The sequence below is a fragment of the Arthrobacter sp. NPDC056493 genome (genome assembly GCF_042795115.1).
In the GTDB taxonomy this organism is placed as follows: Bacteria; Actinomycetota; Actinomycetes; order Actinomycetales; family Micrococcaceae; genus Arthrobacter.
Genome location: NZ_JBHTSL010000019.1, coordinates 26,559 through 41,671, shown reverse-complemented (window position 1 = coordinate 41,671; position 15,113 = coordinate 26,559). Strand labels below are relative to the sequence as shown.

Below are 15,113 nucleotides of genomic sequence, written 5' to 3'. Positions count from 1 at the left end.
AATCCGAAAAATGTTCAAGAACCAGTATGCACCCCGGACCATCAACCGGCCAGCACCGACCCGCCCGGGCCTCGTCTACACGCAGCGCGGCAACGACTTCGCCCGCCTCATTGCCACCGCAAAGACGGTGACCCGGTGAACGCCCGCACGACCCGCCGGCTGACCTTCCAGCCCGTCCCCGGCGTAGCCCAGAACACCCGCGGCGCCAGCCTCCCCGCCGGAACGCCCGTCCACTACGACGGTGCCCGCCTCCTGGCCAACGTTGACGGCCAGAACGACTACGAACTCACCGCACCGGAGCAGGGAGACTACGAAATGGACGACAACACCCAGAACCCGTTCGCCACAGCCACGGACCCGGCTCTGGAGCGCCACCACTGGCAGAACCTGTTCGGCCTGATCAACTCCCTCCGCCCTGAATGGGGTATCAGCCAGATCGCCAACACGGTCTTTGGATGCCGCGACCTCTTGCCCTTCCCAGAGCTCGTCGCCACGGCCGTCCGGACAGCCCAGAACCCGCGATTCAAAGGACCGGGCGCTATCCGCCTCGTCCTGACGGGGATGGTCGCACCGTGAGCGCCCTTCAGCAGTTCGTCTACGCCGGCCACGACGTCCGCACCCTCGAGATGGACGGGGAGCCTTGGTTTGTCCTCGCGGACCTCTGCACTGTCCTGGGCCTCCGGAACGCCACGATGATCTCCCAGCGGATCGACGCCGATGCCCTAAGCCAGGCTGAGGTCATCGACTCCATGGGCCGCAAGCAGACGGCCAGCATCGTGAACGAGGCCGGAATGTACGAGGTGGTCATCCGCTCCGATAAGCCGGAGGCCGTGAAGTTCCGCCGGTGGATCACGGGGGAGGTCCTGCCGGTGCTCCGCAGGACGGGAACGTACACCGCTGGCCCGGCCTATGAGCTGCCCCAGAGCTTCGCTGACGCGCTCCGGCAGCTTGCGGACACGCACGAGCAACTGGAGGCGGCCACACCCAAGGTGGAGGCCTATGAGGCCCTTATGGCCACCGATGGCCTGTATTCGATGCAGGCCTCAGCGAAGTCACTCGGCTACGGGCCCAACATCTTGTACCGCGAGCTGCGCCGCCTCGGCATCCTCCAGGGGAACAACCTGCCGTATCAGAAGTACGCGCACCACTTCGAGGTCAAGCTTGGCAGCTACCGGAACCGCAAGAACGAACTGGTGCCGACAGCGACAACCATGGTTCGGCCGGCGGGTCTCGACTTCCTCCGCCGCAAGCTAGCACGGGCCGCAGAGGCCGCTGGTGAGCTAGCCCGGCCGTCCGTTTCCGCCCGCTGAACACAATCCCCATAGACCCGAAAGAGGAGGTGCACGCATTGGACCAGGACCGCGACTTCACCCGCGAACCCATTGGAAGGTTCGAGTGGGAACGCATCCTGCGCCGCATCCGCGTCAGCGTGCCGAGCGTGAAGCTCGTCGGGTTCGCCATGGCCACCTACGCCAACGCGGACGGGACCAAGATCCGGCCGGGACAGAAGCGGCTCGCCGCGGTCCTAGGGACAAGCGAGATGACCGTCCGGCGCGGTCAGACCGAGCTTGAAGAGACGGGAATGCTGGAGCTCGTGTTCAAGGGCCACTCCCAAGGCCGCGGACAGGCTGGCGGGTATGCCAGCGAGTACCGGCTCACCATCCCGTCAGACCTCCTCGAACGCGTGCCCCTCCTGGAACCGGACGAACTGAATCACCGGACACCCGTGAACAGTGATTCAAGCAATGACCGGACACCCATGTCCGCCAATTCTCAGGAAACACCGGACACAAGTGAAGAAATACCGGACACCCATGAGGAAACACCGGACATATGGGACGAATCACCGGACACCCATGTGCCCCCACCAGACCATTCCCACCACATCAAAGACCACAACAATAATCACCACTCCATCACCGTCGCCGAAGCTGACGCGCAGGCGCGAGAAGTGAAGCAGGGACAGATGTTGATCGATATTCCTGCTCCGGAGGAACCAGCCCAGTCCAAGGCTGCCCTTGCCAAGCAACTGGCAGAGGACTTCAACGACTGGTACGCCATCTACCCCAAGCATGTAGGTAGGGGAGCCGCGGTGAACTCCTACTCCAAGGCTCGGAAGAACGGCGCCACGGCTGAGGAGCTGGCCGCCGGCGCCCGCAGGTACGCGGACGAACGTAAAGGCCAGGATCCCCAATACACGGCAGCACCCGCCACATGGCTGAACCAGGAGCGCTGGACCGACGACCCGAACCACACCGGGGAGATCGACGTCGACGCGATCCTCGGCAGAGACTACTGGGCGCCCGGCACGCCTCCAGAGGGCCTGACTGTGGCCGAAGAGATCGCGTGGAAGAAAGAACAGCGCGAACAGCACAAGGCCGAACGCCTAGAGGAAGCCAAAGCCAAGGCCGCATCAACACAGCTCACGCCATGGGATCCCGCCTACCACCAGAGCGGCAGGACCACCACCGGCCAGAAGATGCGGAACACCCTCGAACTTGGCCGCCGCATGCAAGCCCAGCACGACCTCGGCAATGGCACCTCAATCCCGCGCCAGTACGCATGGTGCAACCCATCCCGGGAGATCGAAACCCCAGAACAGGAAACCGCATGACCGACTACATACCGCCCTCCCAGTGCTGGCAGTGCGTGCCCATCGAAACAGTCACCACCCAGTCAGCCACCACCTGGACCGTGGACATCGCCCACGAACCCACCTGCCCCAACAACCCGAAGGAGCGCAGCAAATGACCGCCAGGGACGCGAACGCGCACGGTGCGCAATCAGGGCATGCACCATGCATTGGGCCAGAAACAGAGACGCAGCATTCGGACGGTACGAAAGGCAAACGCGTGCATGCGCCCGTTGGGCCACAAACGAAGTCGTACGGTACGCATTCACCGGGATCCGAACGTTCACACGGTGCGAACCCCGAACGCATGGTTGCGGGCGTTGGGCCAGAATTCGCCTCGCATCCGAACGGTTCCGATGGTGGACGCGCACGGGCGCACGTTGGGCCGAGAACGGATCCGAACCGTTCCGAAACCGTTTCGCAGGACTTGACCGGTCAATTCGGAAACCCCGCGGGCGCGCACGTTGGGCCGGTCCTGGACGGCAACACGGACACCCGAGGGCTCGTGGACGACGTCGAGCGGGAACACCTCGCGACAGGGTACGGCGCGAAGGTGCGGCAACTGCGGAAGGGCGCTGGGCTTACCCAGGCTCAGCTTGGCCAGTTGGCGGGTATCGGCGTCACGCACATCAGCAGGTTGGAGCAGGGGCGCCGCAGGCCGTCCGTGGACGCCACGAAAGCGCTCGCCCGGGTACTGAGTCCGGTTCTGGATCCTACGGCCTTGGAACAGCGCCTTGCGGGGCTCGCGGGGGAGTCCTTGCGGGAGGGCGCCGCCCGGCGGAAGCGTCGGCAGGAGAACAAGCACAGGCGGGAAGCCGCTGACCTGATCGGCAAGCAGATCAAGCGGGTCCGACGACAGATCGCCGTGGCCGAGAGCAGGGGTCTGCCTGTCTCGGAAACCATGCGGGCACTGGCCGGCTCCAGCCTCCCGGAGCGACTGGCTCCAGTTCAGGACGATCCGGGCATCGAGGGTTACGAACCGGTCAGGTCCGCCAGGGACCGGAGCGAAGAGATCCGGGACCTCATCAAATCAGTCACAAGAGGGCGGCGCCGGTGAGTAAAGCGTTGGGTAAGCGTTGGATTTCCCGCCGAATCTCCGGCCTCGACCCGCCGAATGGCCCGCAATCACGCGCATTCCGGAACAGCCGGACACATAACCATCCATTATCAGTCACCCAAAACCAGCACAGGAGACAAGCCCCATGAGGGACTACACCACCAAACTGACCGAGCTGCAGCGCAGCCACCAAGCCGCCGTGGCCAAGGCCAACGAATACACCAACCCGGATCTTTCCGCCGAGGGCATCGACAAGCGCCGGGCGGAACTCATCGCGAAGGCCGGCGAGGACCACAAGGCCAAGCTCGACCACCTCGCCCGGGAGTTCAAGGATGAGGCCACCGAGACCAAGCGCGTAGCCGCCGCGGCGATCCCCACACCCGCCGGTGACACCTCGCAGGCATGGGGACGGGCAAAGATGCTGCTCGAAGCGGGGCAGACGCTGCAGCAGATTGTTGCCAAGGCGGATCCGGCACTGCTTCACGCAGTCACCGAGTGGGGCCCGACGTACCTTGAGGCGGAAGCCTATAAGGGCAGGTCTGACGGTTTCGCTCCGGTCGCGGTCGACGCCGCACCACTCCAGCGGTCCATCCGCCAGCGCTGGACGCAGGTACTGGACGGTTTCGCCCCTGGCCGGATCGAACGGGGCGCGGAAGCTGAAGCAGTAGAGGCTGAGTTCCAGGTCACCGCCCAGCACTTCGCCGCACGGCTCGACGGAATCCATGTGGGCGCCGACGACCTGACCGCGGCCATAGAGGCCCGCCTCGCCGGTCAGCGCGCCGGGGCCGGCCTCGCAAAGGAAGGCGACGCGGCATGAGCGGCGAAAACATCCAGATCGGTTCGAAACTTAGGGACGCCGCCGTGGATTCCCAGCCGGGGGACTACCGGCCGTACGTCAATGACCGCGTGGAGGGGCAGCCAGAGATACAGGTAGGTACAGAACTGCGGGACGCGGCCGTCGACCCCAAGCCCGGTGACAACCAGCCGTATACCGAGAAGGGCGAGCATGTGAACGCCATCGCATGGCCGCCGGCAGGGAGCTGAACGCGTGAGCGACGATTACATCCAGCTTGGTAGCCAGTTGCAAGACGCAGCGGCGGACCCGAACGCAACCCCCGTCGAAGTTCAGCTTGGAACGAAGTTGAGGGATGCCGCGATCGATCCGCAGCCGGGGGATTATCAGGCACCGGTCCGCGGCACTGACGGCCATCCCGTCAGCGTTCAGGCAGTGAGCCCCCGGAGCGGCAACCCGCCATTCGTCAACGGGGCCCGCTGGAGCCCGCCAGAGGCTCCCTAAAACACCCCATAGACCGGCCGGCTGCCGGTTCTGGGACGTCCCGGCGGCCAGCCATCCCACAAACCAACCAAGGAGGAACAAATGTCAGGAATCATCTTCGGCGTTCCCGCCCCGAAACCACCCAAGCAGACCAAACCGCAGCCCAAGCCGGCACCCGAAGCGGCCAGGCCCGCCGACAAGAAGGAGGGCAAGTAGCCCATGACCGCCACCTACCCATTCGAGATGCAGTTGGTTGTCGATCCGGACAACCCCAGGAACATCGTCGCCGCCGGAGTCGTGTCCATTTACGACTCCGAGGACCTCGCCAAAACCACCCTGTTGGCGTTGACGGACCCGAACGGTGTCCCGATCCCGAACCCGATCACGTCGAACGCGAACGGCTTCACGCCCCCGTTCGTGACTACGTCGCCCCAGGTCCTTTGGGTGTCAGGGCCCTACGTGGACTATTTCAGCAGCTATAAGGGTTTGCGGGATGAGGCCGTGGCCGCGGTAGCAGCAGCGGAAGCCGCAGCAGCAACAGCCGGCACGGAAGCCGCAGCGGTCGCCACATCCGCCATTGGAACGGCAACGGACGACGCTACCGCAGCGGCCGCCAGCGCAGCCACAGCGGCATCCAACGCCGCCGCATCGGCCACCTCTGCAACCAACGCCGCAGCCCTTGTGGGGGCACCCGCAGACACGGCCATGGCCGCTGCAGCGAACAACACCGGCAGCCAGTTCCGAGCGGCACTTTCTGCCACGATTCTGGACAAGATCAAGACCGATTCCGTACCGAAGTGGAAGGCCGCCACCGCGTATCTCGCCGGGGATAAGGTGGTGGCTCCCAGCGGCGATGTAGTGTCCGCCAAAGTAGATTTCACCTCTGGAGCGAGCTATAGCGCCGCGAACTGGAACTACTCGACCACCTTCCTCGGAGCCGCTGGAACTAAGACTGACACCAGCGCGGGTATTCTCGACTGGCAGAACAACTCCACCAGCGGCTACATCGTGCACGCACGCACTGGCCCACTGTCCACCAGCGCCGTAGCAGCAATGGCCATCGGCACTGACCTTGGAGCGGGCAACGGCTTGCTCATCTCGCACAAGAACACCGGCATTGGTGTCCTAGCCACCGGCCAGCCGGGCTCCGGACGCATCGCTGAGTTCACCTCCCGCGGCTCCGGCTCCGGCTTCTGGATCAACGTCCAGGCGGGCGGCGCGTCCGCTCAGGTCAACGCCCGCGACGGCGGCGGATTCCCGGACGGCTCCAGCACGGGCGGTTCCACCACGTTCACGTCCGCCACCGCGGCGTTCACCGCCGGAGACGTGGGCAAGGCCATTGTCCAGCTCACCTCCCGCGGCGATACAGACCCGTTCGGATCCATCCAGGCCGGAACCACTATCGCATCCGTCACTAATGCCACTACGGTTGTCCTGTCCCAGCCCTCAGCGGCCACTGGCAGCAACATCATGTTCAACGTGGCCGGACGACTGCCGGCGCTCACACAGCCGCTGTTCCGCATCATGGAGACGGACCTCGTAACCGAGTTGGTGAAGTTCACCCGCGGCGGCGCCAACTTCAAGGCTGCGGACGTGGCAAGCATCCCGCTCACCGCAGAAGGCAAGGCGGGACAGACGGCCCGCATCTTCGCAGCGGTCAAGAACGGCGACGCAACGCCCGTTTTCGCGGTCAACTCGGACGGCTCCAACACGTCCACCTCGGGCATGTTCGCCAACAATGCAGGCGTTCCGGGCGCTGACCCGTTCACCGCCACCACCTACTCCAGCCACGCCAGCATCATCGGCGTCCGGGCCGGGGCAGGGTCAGGCGATAACTTCCAGGCCCGCGGCAACGGCGCAACACCCCTGTCCCGGTTCAACAAAGACGGCGTGTTCATTACCAAGATCAACGCAGCCCCTGCTGACGCTGACCTGGCCGTTGGTGAAGGCGCCGTCTGGATCGACCCCACACCGGGCACGGGCGGCGTCCGCTGGAAGATCAAGGCCACGGACGGCTCGATCATCAACAAGACGCTGTAGCGGGCCAATCGACCGGCTTTGCTCCCTAACTGAAATGCCCCGTCATCTTCGGATGGCGGGCGTTTCAGTTAGTCCCAAACCTCCACGACATTGTGCCCGTCAGTGGCAACGTGCGGGCCCCCATGGCCAGTGTCTAGAACGCAGCAAGCGAATACATGCACGCTTTCGCAGTCCCCGACATGCTCAACGTCCAGCGGGAAGTCGTCGCCTACCTTGATCCCATTCGATGCAGTCACGAGGGCTTCAGTCGTTCGGTTCGTCAGCCAGCGCATCAATGTCATAGGCGTAATCCTTCACGGCCTGGTCGAGATCCCGCTCGGTCACAGATTCCTGACGAGGTTCGTAGGAGGCGGCCAGGTACTTCTTGGGTTCGTTCTCTTCAGTAGTCATGGCCCCCATCATAGGGCTGTATGAGAAGACATGGCTTTGTGCCGTAAGTGAGCCCCTCCAATCATCATCGGGTTGGAGGCGGCCTTTTGTCCGACCCGGTCATTATCATCGGTAGGAGGGAACAGACCGCCAACCTGGCGGGAGCCCGGGCCACAAGGGGGAACACGGTGCGTATTCGGAGCACATCTCGGATTCTTATCGATCTGCTGCATGACAGCGAGGAAATCGGGAAGGTGGCAAAGTTCGCGGCGAGGTTCAAGCTGCCCATGCACCTCGGCCCGTCGACGGAAGATTCGTTCCTCGCCGCTGACTTTGAGCAGACCCCACGGCGGTGGGCGTTTCAGGATTCCGGGCTGTCGGTCTGCGCCCAAGCAATGGCTGACAACAAGTCGGTGGACCAGGTACTAGCCCAGATTCGGAGCGAAATCACAAGCTGGGGCGTTGATCCTACGGTCCCGTTTGATGTGGACGCGCAGCGGGAAACCGCGAAAACCGGAGGCTAGAACGGCGGTGGCCCGTTCGTTGAGACCTAAGAACGGGCCACCTACCGGCGCCACAGATGCCCAGCTTCGTTGCAGCGTCCGGTGTCGGGAGTATATGGCAAGGTGCCTCAAGGTGCACGCCCTTGGTCTACCCCTGAACCGGGAGCGCGTCTTCGCCCTGTCCCGCTCCGGAAGGCTGCACTGAAACCCTTGTGAACTCGGTGGGCAGGTCAACGTCACTGGAAGCAAGGATGATCTTCAAACGTTGGGCAACGTCGGCATTATCCAAGTTGGCGTTGTAAAGCTCGGTGCCCTCGTTGCTCAAAGCATCGCCCGTCGCATCGTCCAAGACCTTGCCGCCCGGCAGTGTGTACTTGTAATCGGAACCATAAGTCGGTTTCCACAGGTCGATCATGTGCCAGACAGCGCCGAAGATGTACTCGCGCCCTTCCTTATCAAACGCGTTGATCTGGTACATGTTCAGCATCTCTGTTCCGTTGCGGTTGTCCACGTCCGCGACGACGTACGTCACGGGCTTGCCACCGGTCTTTTCCCGGTACGCCTCCAGCTTTGCCAGGGCAGGATCTGTTGCCGGTGTAGGGAGCTCGAAAGTGATCTTTGCTCCGGACTGGGTGTTGAGCTGGAATTTCCCGGCTGGGAGAAGGGTTGGCGTGGGCGTGGCCTCGGTGGAGGCGGTCCCCGAATCCACCGCGGTTCCCGTGGATGGCGCGGTGCTGGGGGCCGCGCAGCCAGCGGCCAACAGGACAAGGACGATTGGTGCAAGTATGCGTTTCAAAGTTCCCCCAATATTGAAATAGCGATATGGGCCACACTCTATCCATGCGGGGACTCAATGTCAGCGCCAGTCACTAACCTGCGGCGAGTGGTGAAACTAGACGTAGGCGCCGTGGTGAGGGTGCTGGTCAGGCACGGCAAGCACGGCGGATATATTGGGCCCATGCCCACGTTCAACCTTGCCGGCGTCAAGTGTGACTACCTGGCCCCTACGCTTGAGGGCGACCCGGAGGAGGTGCATTCGTGGGAGTACGGGAAGTGGCCGCGGGTCGAGGCAGCAGTACCCCTTACGGACGGCGAAACTGTCAGCATCTACGCAGTCGCTTCACGGTGGGGGCATGGGCTGGTTCACGTCTCATGGCAGGATGACGACGAACACAGCCATGGCGCGTGGATCCCGGCGGCCAATGTGCGACGTCTCACCGCGTCCGAGTGGGACATCATTGAATACCGCCAGTGCCCGCCTGATCTGCGTTCCGTCAGGTGGGGTAAGCGGATGCCGGGGTTCTTGCCTGAGTGACCTTGTGGAGGTGTGGGGGGAAGTTCCATTAGGTTCCTAGGGAAGGTCTGCCAGGCTCGCTCAAGAACTATGTGAATCCGCAGGACTTACTGCAACTCGTTGTAGCTTGCCTGCATGACGAGCAAAGCAGCCGGCCGTGAGCCGGACATGAAGGTACGCGAAGTGGCCGAGTTCCTGAACATTGATCCTGAGACGGTCCGCATCCTCGCCAGGCAGGGCATGTTCCCGAACGCATACAAGACCGGCACTACGAAAAACCACCCAGTCCGCATCCCATGGGCGGACGTCCAGGCTTACCGGTTAAAGCAGCCGCGGGTACATGGATAGGAGCCAACGTTTACCCAACGAAAACGACGATATGTAATGAATCGTGACGATTGCCCGAAGTCGGGACTACACCCCGTTTTGCCGCGGAAACTCGGACATTATGGATGACGACGAATCTTGACGGAATCGGCCGCCAGCTAATCCGTGGGTCGTGGGTTCGATCCCCACAGGGCCCACTCTTTTAGCGAAGAGTGAAAAGTCCCCGGCTTCCTGGCAACAGGAATCCGGGGATTTTTTATGTCTGCGTACAAGGCACAGCGGCTTAGCTCGCTGCCGGCAGGGTGTCCTCCGGGACCTGTTGGCCTTGACGGTCCCGTGCAGGGCAGCCCGGCGGGCCTGTTTCCGCCTCTGCGGCAGGACCGGCTTCCTTCGCTGCCGCGGCTGCAGCCACGTCCAGCCCGAACAGCGTTTCAAGGGCTGCGGTGTATTCATCCTGCCGGCCCTCTGCCGCCAGCTCGCGCGCTCTCGACGTGGGCACGTGCAGAAGTTGCCGCACCACCCGCCGCAGCGCGAATTCCACCGCTTCTGCCGTGGCCGTGCAGCCGTGCTGGTGCTTCACCTTTGCCACTTCACCGGCCAGTACCGATTGCATGTGCTCGCGCAGCACTACGATCGCCGGATCCAGAAGCCGCGCCTGCCGGTCCTCCTCAAACTTCACGGCCGCCTGCCGGACCAGTTCGCCGGCCTGCCGGACGACGTCGGTTTGTTCACGCGGCGAGGCCAGCCGCACCTGCTCCAGGGTGATGAGGTCAAGCCCGGGCAGTTCGCCCAGTTCCGGTTCAAAGTCCCGGCTGAGGGCGAGGTCGACGACGACGGGCGGGCCGGCAGCGCCTTGCCCGAAGGCCAGGAAGTCGTCGGCGCTGAGCCTGGGGCCGCGGCCGCTGCAGCCGATCACCACATCCGCGCCGCGGACGGCAGCCGGCAACTCCCCGGAGGTCAGGCCGGTGGCGCCCCGGGCTGACGCAAACGCCCCGGCCCGTCCGGACCAGGAAAAAACGGACACCGCCGTGCACGCCCTTGCCGCCAGAAGCGCAAGGGTGGAGCCGGCGTAGGCGCCGGTGCCGATGACCACCACGGAGAGGCCGGACAGGTCCCGGCGTCCCAGCCTGGCCAGGGCGAGGTCCAGCGCAACGGACACCATGGAACGGCCGGCCTCACCCAGTGCCGTCAGGGAGCCAACGTCGCGGGCAGCCCGGGAGGCTGCCTGGAAGAGCCGGACCAGTGGACCGCTGGCCGACCCGCTTTCCTGGGCCGAGGCCAGGGAGCGTCGCAACTGCCCGGCGATTTCCCGTTCGCCCACCACTGCCGAGTCGAGCCCGGTACCCACCGAGAAGAGATGCTCGGTCATGGCGGTGCCCGTCAGGCAGTCAAGCGTCCGGCCGAGTTCCTCGGGGGAAACAGCCGAGCATGTGCTGATGGCATCCAGGACGCTCTTCCTGGTGGTGTCCGGGTCCGCGCCCGGAGTAACGTCGCAATAGACCTCGAACCTGTTGCACGTGGACAGCACAACCGCGCCCGCCACGCCGTCCAGGTCCGCAAGGACGTCCGAAGTGATACGGACAGGCCCCGAACCGAGCGTGGCCAGGAACTCGAGGCCGGAACCCCGGCCCTCCTCGCCGCCAACCGGTTCGGGACCCCCGTCCCCGCGCCGGGAAGCTGTTCCCCGGTACGGTGTGCGGGCATGATGGGAAACCACAAGAGCAAACTGCCGTTCTGACGGGGTTAATCCCTCGATGGATCCCCCTGCACCCTGCAACAATTCGGCCCCCTTCCGCCGCAACGTTCCCCACCCTTTTCCTGCCGCGCCACTTGGAGGCCGCCCCGGGTGGTGGCCGCCGCTTAACGCTTACGAGGCAACCGTTTCCGGACCGGTCCCGCCGGTGGCCGCCGCTAATGAGGACACCGCCGTTTGTCGCCAGGACCAGGCGCCGTTGCCTGGCCCCGGAACCAAGAGACCTTGCAGAAAGGGTGGGGGACCCACCTTGGGAAATCCTTGACGGGCGGGGCGGCCTGCATTCTGCAACGATGTACCTGAGAGGAACGTCTGCCGCGAAGGGACCCTGCATGGCCGTGACAATGAACGATGTTGCCCGCGCGGCCGGAGTTTCCCTGAAAACCGTGTCGAATGTGCTCAACAACTATGAGTTCATCAGGCCGGCCACCCGGCAGAAGGTGCTGGACGCCATCGCCGAGCTCGGGTATGAGGCCAACCTGACGGCCCGGAGCCTGCGGTCCGGAAAGTCCCGCATGCTGGGCCTGGTGGTGTCCGACCTCTCCGTGCCGTATTACGCGGAGCTCGCTTCCAGGCTGATGACAGTGGCGGCCGCCCGGGACTACCGCGTCCTGGTGGAGCAGTCGGCAGCGACCCGGGCCAACGAGCTCACAGCCCTGCAGGGATCCCTGAGCCAGCTGACGGATGGGCTCCTGTTCACTCCGCTGGTGCTGGACGCGGACGCCGTGGCCGCCGCCCGGCGGGGAACCAAGCCGCTCGTCATGCTCGGCGAACACATCGACGACCCCCGGTTCGACCTCGTCACCATGAAGAATGTCGGCGCGGCCAAGGCCATGACAGCCCACCTGCTTGCGGGAGGCCGCCGTCGTATTGCGGTGATCGGGGCCTCCTCCGGGGACCGGAGCGGTTCGCCCGGACTTAGGCTGGCCGGATACCGGGAAGCGCTGGCCGAAGCGGGAGTGGAGTTTGATCCGGCCCTGATTGTGCCTGCGGAATGGCGCCGTGACGGAGGTTCATCGGCAGTCGCACGGCTCCTGGACGGTGGCCGGCCCTTCGACGCCGTCTTTGGATTGAATGACGCCCTGGCCCTGGGGGCGATGCACGAGCTGCTGCTCCGCGGGGTCAAGGTGCCGGGGGACGCAGCCGTGGCCGGGTTTGACGACATCGATGAGGCGCGGTTCTCGTCCCCGTCGCTGACCACTGTTGCTCCCGGCATGAACCAGATCGCCGAGCGGTCCGTGCAGCTGCTGATCGACCGGATCGAAGGGGCCGAGAAGGCCGCCGGGGGCGTGCACGTGAAAGCAGAATTCGAACTGAGGGTCCGTGCCTCGGCCCCATAGATTCCCAGCCTGACCTGACACTCCGGAAACGTGGTTGAAACGAACGGGGCTTAGTCTGGGTCCCACGCCGACCCGCAGGCCGTTGAAGGGATCCCCATGCATCTGTTGCCTCGTGAGCAGGAAAAGCTCATGATCGTGGTCGCCGCCGACCTCGCCCGCAGGCGCCAGGCGCGCGGACTCAAACTCAACTACCCGGAAGCTGTGGCCATCATCAGCTACGAGCTGATCGAGGGTGCCCGGGACGGCCGCACCGTTGCCGAACTCATGAGCTCCGGCACCACGCTGCTCAGCCGCGGCGACGTCATGGAGGGCGTGCCGGAGATGATCCACGATGTCCAGGTCGAGGCCACCTTTCCGGACGGCACCAAGCTCGTCACCGTCCACAATCCCATTCGGTAGGGACCGCCATGATTCCTGGAGAGTACGTCCTGCGTCCTGAGCCGCTGGTCATCAACGCGGGCCGGGAGGCGATCGACGTCGTCGTCCTTAACACCGGTGACCGGCCCGTGCAGGTGGGCTCGCACTACCATTTCGCGGAGGTGAACCCGGCCCTGGAATTGGACCGCGACGCCGCCTACGGGCGGCGCCTGGACATCCCCGCCGGCACCGCCGCGCGGTTCGAACCCGGCGACAGGAAGACTGTCCGGCTGGTTCGGCTGGCCGGCAGCCGTGAGGTCTACGGCCTCAGCAACGCTGTGAACGGCAGGCTCGACGGGGACGGCACTGACCGGGATGGCGCCAACCACCACGGCGCTAACCAGACAGGGGGAACCCAGTGAGCTTCGAACTGTCCCGCCGGCAGTACGCGGACCTGTACGGCCCGACGACGGGCGATGCCATCCGCTTGGCGGACACCGACCTGTTCCTCGAGATCGAGAAAGACCTCACGAACTACGGCGAGGAAATGGTGTTCGGCGGCGGCAAGGTCATCCGGGACGGCATGGGCCAGGACGGCCAGGCCACCCGGGACGGAGGACCTGACGGCGGCGTGCCGGACACGGTCATCACCAACGTTGTGGTGCTTGACTACACCGGCATCTACAAGGCGGACGTCGCACTGAGGGACGGCCACATCTTTCGGATCGGCAAGGCCGGAAACCCGCAGATCGCCGACGGCGTGGACATCGTCATCGGGGCCAGTACAGAGATCATCGCGGGGGAACGCAAGATCCTAACCGCCGGGGGAGTGGACACACACATTCACTTCATTTCCGCGGACCAGGTAGCCACGGCCCTCTGCAGCGGCGTGACCACCATGGTGGGCGGCGGTACGGGACCTGCCGAAGGCACCAAGGCCACCACAGTTACCCCCGGCAAATGGCACATCCACCGCATGCTGCAGGCTGCCGACGGGCTTCCCGTCAACATCGGCCTGCTCGGCAAGGGGCACGCCTCCGCCGTCGAGCCGCTGGCCGAGCAGATCCGCGCCGGCGCGGTGGGCCTGAAGGTCCACGAGGACTGGGGGTCCACCACATCCTCAATCGACACCTCACTGAAGGTGGCGGACGAGTATGACGTCCAGGTTGCCATCCACACGGACACGCTGAACGAATGCGGTTTCGTGGAGGACACCATCCGGGCCATCGGCGGGCGGGTCATCCACACGTTCCACACCGAAGGCGCCGGTGGCGGGCACGCGCCGGACATCATCAAAATCGCCGGCCTGCCGAACGTGCTTCCCGCCTCCACGAACCCCACGCTGCCCTACACCCGCAACACCATCGAAGAGCACCTGGACATGCTCATGGTGTGCCACCACCTCAACCCGGACATCCCGGAGGACGTGGCATTCGCGGATTCCCGCATCCGCGCCGAGACCATCGCGGCAGAGGACGTCCTGCAGGACCTCGGCATCTTCGCCATCACCTCGTCGGACTCCCAGGCCATGGGGCGCGTGGGCGAGGTGATCACCCGCACCTGGCAGGTGGCGGACAAGATGAAGAAACAGCGCGGCGTCCTGAAGGACCCCGCTGGTGCTGCCCACGGAACCGCGGACAGCGACAACTTCCGGCTGAAGCGCTATGTGGCCAAGTACACCATCAATCCGGCCATCGCCCAGGGCATGGCGGACTGTATCGGCTCCGTCGAGGAGGGCAAGTTCGCCGACCTGGTGCTCTGGGACCCGGCGTTCTTCGGCGTGAAGCCCGAGCTGGTCCTCAAGGGCGGCCAGATTGCCTACGCCCTGATGGGCGACGCCAACGCGTCCATTCCCACACCCCAGCCGCGCACCATGCGGCCCATGTTCGGTGCCCACGGCAAGGCCCTGCAAAAGTCGTCCATCACCTTCCTCTCCCAGGCAGCCATCGATGCCGGCGTGCCGGCGGAACTGGGCCTGGAGAAGGTCATCCGGCCGGTCTCCGGCATCCGGGCCCTGACCAAGGCGGACCTCAAGTACAACGACGCCACGCCCAACATCGAGGTGGACCCTGAAACGTATTCGGTGACCGTGGACGGCGAAGAGGTCACCTGCGAACCGTCGGACGTACTGCCCATGGCGCAGCGGTACTTCCTCTTCTAGGAGC

The 15,113-nt window shown here is 64.7% G+C and carries 20 protein-coding genes; 17 read left to right on the top strand and 3 right to left on the bottom strand.

Going from position 1 to position 15,113, the window contains the following annotated elements:
- The first annotated feature begins 10 nt into the window (after positions 1 to 10).
- From ACFQ50_RS10295 to ACFQ50_RS10250, 10 genes are all read left to right on the top strand, one after another.
- On the top strand, positions 11 to 139 hold the full coding sequence (locus tag ACFQ50_RS10295; protein ID WP_377995429.1) for a hypothetical protein: 129 nt from the start codon (positions 11 to 13) through the stop codon (positions 137 to 139).
- On the top strand, positions 136 to 576 hold the full coding sequence (locus tag ACFQ50_RS10290; RefSeq protein ID WP_377995428.1) for a hypothetical protein: 441 nt from the start codon (positions 136 to 138) through the stop codon (positions 574 to 576). Before ACFQ50_RS10295 ends, ACFQ50_RS10290 begins: the two co-directional genes overlap by 4 nt.
- Complete coding sequence (locus tag ACFQ50_RS10285; protein ID WP_377995427.1) at positions 573 to 1,310, top strand: phage antirepressor; 738 nt, start codon at positions 573 to 575, stop codon at positions 1,308 to 1,310. Before ACFQ50_RS10290 ends, ACFQ50_RS10285 begins: the two co-directional genes overlap by 4 nt.
- A 29-nt stretch (positions 1,311 to 1,339) precedes the next feature.
- Positions 1,340 to 2,614: a hypothetical protein gene (locus ACFQ50_RS10280; protein WP_377995426.1), complete on the top strand. Its 1,275-nt coding sequence runs from the start codon at positions 1,340 to 1,342 to the stop codon at positions 2,612 to 2,614.
- Entirely contained in the window at positions 2,611 to 2,751 is a 141-nt protein-coding gene (locus ACFQ50_RS10275) for a hypothetical protein (protein ID WP_377995425.1), read from the top strand. Before ACFQ50_RS10280 ends, ACFQ50_RS10275 begins: the two co-directional genes overlap by 4 nt.
- Positions 2,752 to 3,059: 308 nt before the next feature.
- Positions 3,060 to 3,689 carry a helix-turn-helix domain-containing protein gene (locus tag ACFQ50_RS10270; RefSeq protein WP_377995424.1) on the top strand — a complete coding sequence of 210 codons (630 nt, stop codon included), beginning with the start codon at positions 3,060 to 3,062 and terminating at the stop codon, positions 3,687 to 3,689.
- 145 nt (positions 3,690 to 3,834) lie between these two features.
- A complete protein-coding gene (locus ACFQ50_RS10265) occupies positions 3,835 to 4,506 on the top strand; it encodes a hypothetical protein (protein WP_377995423.1) in 672 nt (223 codons plus the stop codon).
- Positions 4,503 to 4,733 (top strand): hypothetical protein, encoded by a 231-nt coding sequence (locus ACFQ50_RS10260; RefSeq protein ID WP_377995422.1) that lies wholly within the window; start codon positions 4,503 to 4,505, stop codon positions 4,731 to 4,733. Before ACFQ50_RS10265 ends, ACFQ50_RS10260 begins: the two co-directional genes overlap by 4 nt.
- A 4-nt stretch (positions 4,734 to 4,737) precedes the next feature.
- Entirely contained in the window at positions 4,738 to 4,986 is a 249-nt protein-coding gene (locus tag ACFQ50_RS10255; RefSeq protein WP_377995421.1) for a hypothetical protein, read from the top strand.
- A gap of 198 nt (positions 4,987 to 5,184) precedes the next feature.
- On the top strand, positions 5,185 to 7,005 hold the full coding sequence (locus tag ACFQ50_RS10250; protein WP_377995420.1) for a hypothetical protein: 1,821 nt from the start codon (positions 5,185 to 5,187) through the stop codon (positions 7,003 to 7,005).
- Between the two features lie 243 nt (positions 7,006 to 7,248).
- Here ACFQ50_RS10250 and ACFQ50_RS10245 read toward each other — a convergent pair whose 3' ends face one another.
- Positions 7,249 to 7,395: a hypothetical protein gene (locus ACFQ50_RS10245; protein WP_377995419.1), complete on the bottom strand. Its 147-nt coding sequence runs from the start codon at positions 7,393 to 7,395 to the stop codon at positions 7,249 to 7,251.
- 167 nt (positions 7,396 to 7,562) lie between these two features.
- Here ACFQ50_RS10245 and ACFQ50_RS10240 point away from each other — a divergent pair, with 167 nt between their 5' ends.
- Positions 7,563 to 7,898 (top strand): hypothetical protein, encoded by a 336-nt coding sequence (locus ACFQ50_RS10240; RefSeq protein ID WP_377995418.1) that lies wholly within the window; start codon positions 7,563 to 7,565, stop codon positions 7,896 to 7,898.
- A 127-nt stretch (positions 7,899 to 8,025) separates the two neighbouring features.
- Here ACFQ50_RS10240 and ACFQ50_RS10235 read toward each other — a convergent pair whose 3' ends face one another.
- Complete coding sequence (locus ACFQ50_RS10235; protein ID WP_377995417.1) at positions 8,026 to 8,586, bottom strand: hypothetical protein; 561 nt, start codon at positions 8,584 to 8,586, stop codon at positions 8,026 to 8,028.
- Positions 8,587 to 8,760: 174 nt separating this feature from the next.
- On the opposite strand from ACFQ50_RS10235, the gene ACFQ50_RS10230 reads away from it, so the two are divergent.
- Both ACFQ50_RS10230 and ACFQ50_RS10225 read left to right on the top strand, forming a co-directional pair.
- Complete coding sequence (locus ACFQ50_RS10230) at positions 8,761 to 9,192, top strand: hypothetical protein (RefSeq protein ID WP_377995416.1); 432 nt, start codon at positions 8,761 to 8,763, stop codon at positions 9,190 to 9,192.
- 114 nt (positions 9,193 to 9,306) lie between these two features.
- Positions 9,307 to 9,519, top strand: coding sequence for a helix-turn-helix domain-containing protein (locus ACFQ50_RS10225; protein ID WP_377995415.1), 213 nt, complete (start codon positions 9,307 to 9,309; stop codon positions 9,517 to 9,519).
- Positions 9,520 to 9,781: 262 nt separating this feature from the next.
- Here the strand turns inward: ACFQ50_RS10225 and ACFQ50_RS10220 are convergent, their stop codons facing one another.
- Positions 9,782 to 11,104, bottom strand: a complete 1,323-nt coding sequence (locus tag ACFQ50_RS10220; protein WP_377995462.1) for a glutamyl-tRNA reductase — start codon at positions 11,102 to 11,104, stop codon at positions 9,782 to 9,784.
- 479 nt (positions 11,105 to 11,583) lie between these two features.
- On the opposite strand from ACFQ50_RS10220, the gene ACFQ50_RS10215 reads away from it, so the two are divergent.
- The 4 genes from ACFQ50_RS10215 (at position 11,584) to ureC (ending at position 15,109) form a co-directional block, all read left to right on the top strand.
- Positions 11,584 to 12,591 carry a LacI family DNA-binding transcriptional regulator gene (locus ACFQ50_RS10215; RefSeq protein WP_377995414.1) on the top strand — a complete coding sequence of 336 codons (1,008 nt, stop codon included), beginning with the start codon at positions 11,584 to 11,586 and terminating at the stop codon, positions 12,589 to 12,591.
- Between the two features lie 96 nt (positions 12,592 to 12,687).
- On the top strand, positions 12,688 to 12,990 hold the full coding sequence (locus ACFQ50_RS10210) for an urease subunit gamma (protein ID WP_377995413.1): 303 nt from the start codon (positions 12,688 to 12,690) through the stop codon (positions 12,988 to 12,990).
- 8 nt (positions 12,991 to 12,998) lie between these two features.
- Positions 12,999 to 13,370 (top strand): urease subunit beta, encoded by a 372-nt coding sequence (locus ACFQ50_RS10205; RefSeq protein ID WP_377995412.1) that lies wholly within the window; start codon positions 12,999 to 13,001, stop codon positions 13,368 to 13,370.
- The gene (ureC, locus tag ACFQ50_RS10200) at positions 13,367 to 15,109 is read left to right on the top strand and encodes an urease subunit alpha (protein ID WP_377995411.1); all 1,743 of its coding nucleotides are present in this window, start codon (positions 13,367 to 13,369) and stop codon (positions 15,107 to 15,109) included. Before ACFQ50_RS10205 ends, ureC begins: the two co-directional genes overlap by 4 nt.
- The last annotated feature ends 4 nt before the right edge of the window (positions 15,110 to 15,113 follow it).

What these genes read in the sequence shown, in the direction of transcription:
- ACFQ50_RS10245 (WP_377995419.1), bottom strand. Translation starts at nt 7,395, where the DNA reads ATGACTACTGAAGAGAACGAACCCAAGAAGTACCTGGCCGCCTCCTAC.
- ACFQ50_RS10295 (WP_377995429.1), top strand. Translation starts at nt 11, where the DNA reads ATGTTCAAGAACCAGTATGCACCCCGGACCATCAACCGGCCAGCACCG.
- ACFQ50_RS10250 (WP_377995420.1), top strand. Translation starts at nt 5,185, where the DNA reads ATGACCGCCACCTACCCATTCGAGATGCAGTTGGTTGTCGATCCGGAC.
- ACFQ50_RS10210 (WP_377995413.1), top strand. Translation starts at nt 12,688, where the DNA reads ATGCATCTGTTGCCTCGTGAGCAGGAAAAGCTCATGATCGTGGTCGCC.
- ACFQ50_RS10275 (WP_377995425.1), top strand. Translation starts at nt 2,611, where the DNA reads ATGACCGACTACATACCGCCCTCCCAGTGCTGGCAGTGCGTGCCCATC.
- ACFQ50_RS10225 (WP_377995415.1), top strand. Translation starts at nt 9,307, where the DNA reads ATGACGAGCAAAGCAGCCGGCCGTGAGCCGGACATGAAGGTACGCGAA.
- ACFQ50_RS10265 (WP_377995423.1), top strand. Translation starts at nt 3,835, where the DNA reads ATGAGGGACTACACCACCAAACTGACCGAGCTGCAGCGCAGCCACCAA.
- ACFQ50_RS10260 (WP_377995422.1), top strand. Translation starts at nt 4,503, where the DNA reads ATGAGCGGCGAAAACATCCAGATCGGTTCGAAACTTAGGGACGCCGCC.
- ACFQ50_RS10215 (WP_377995414.1), top strand. Translation starts at nt 11,584, where the DNA reads ATGGCCGTGACAATGAACGATGTTGCCCGCGCGGCCGGAGTTTCCCTG.
- ACFQ50_RS10205 (WP_377995412.1), top strand. Translation starts at nt 12,999, where the DNA reads ATGATTCCTGGAGAGTACGTCCTGCGTCCTGAGCCGCTGGTCATCAAC.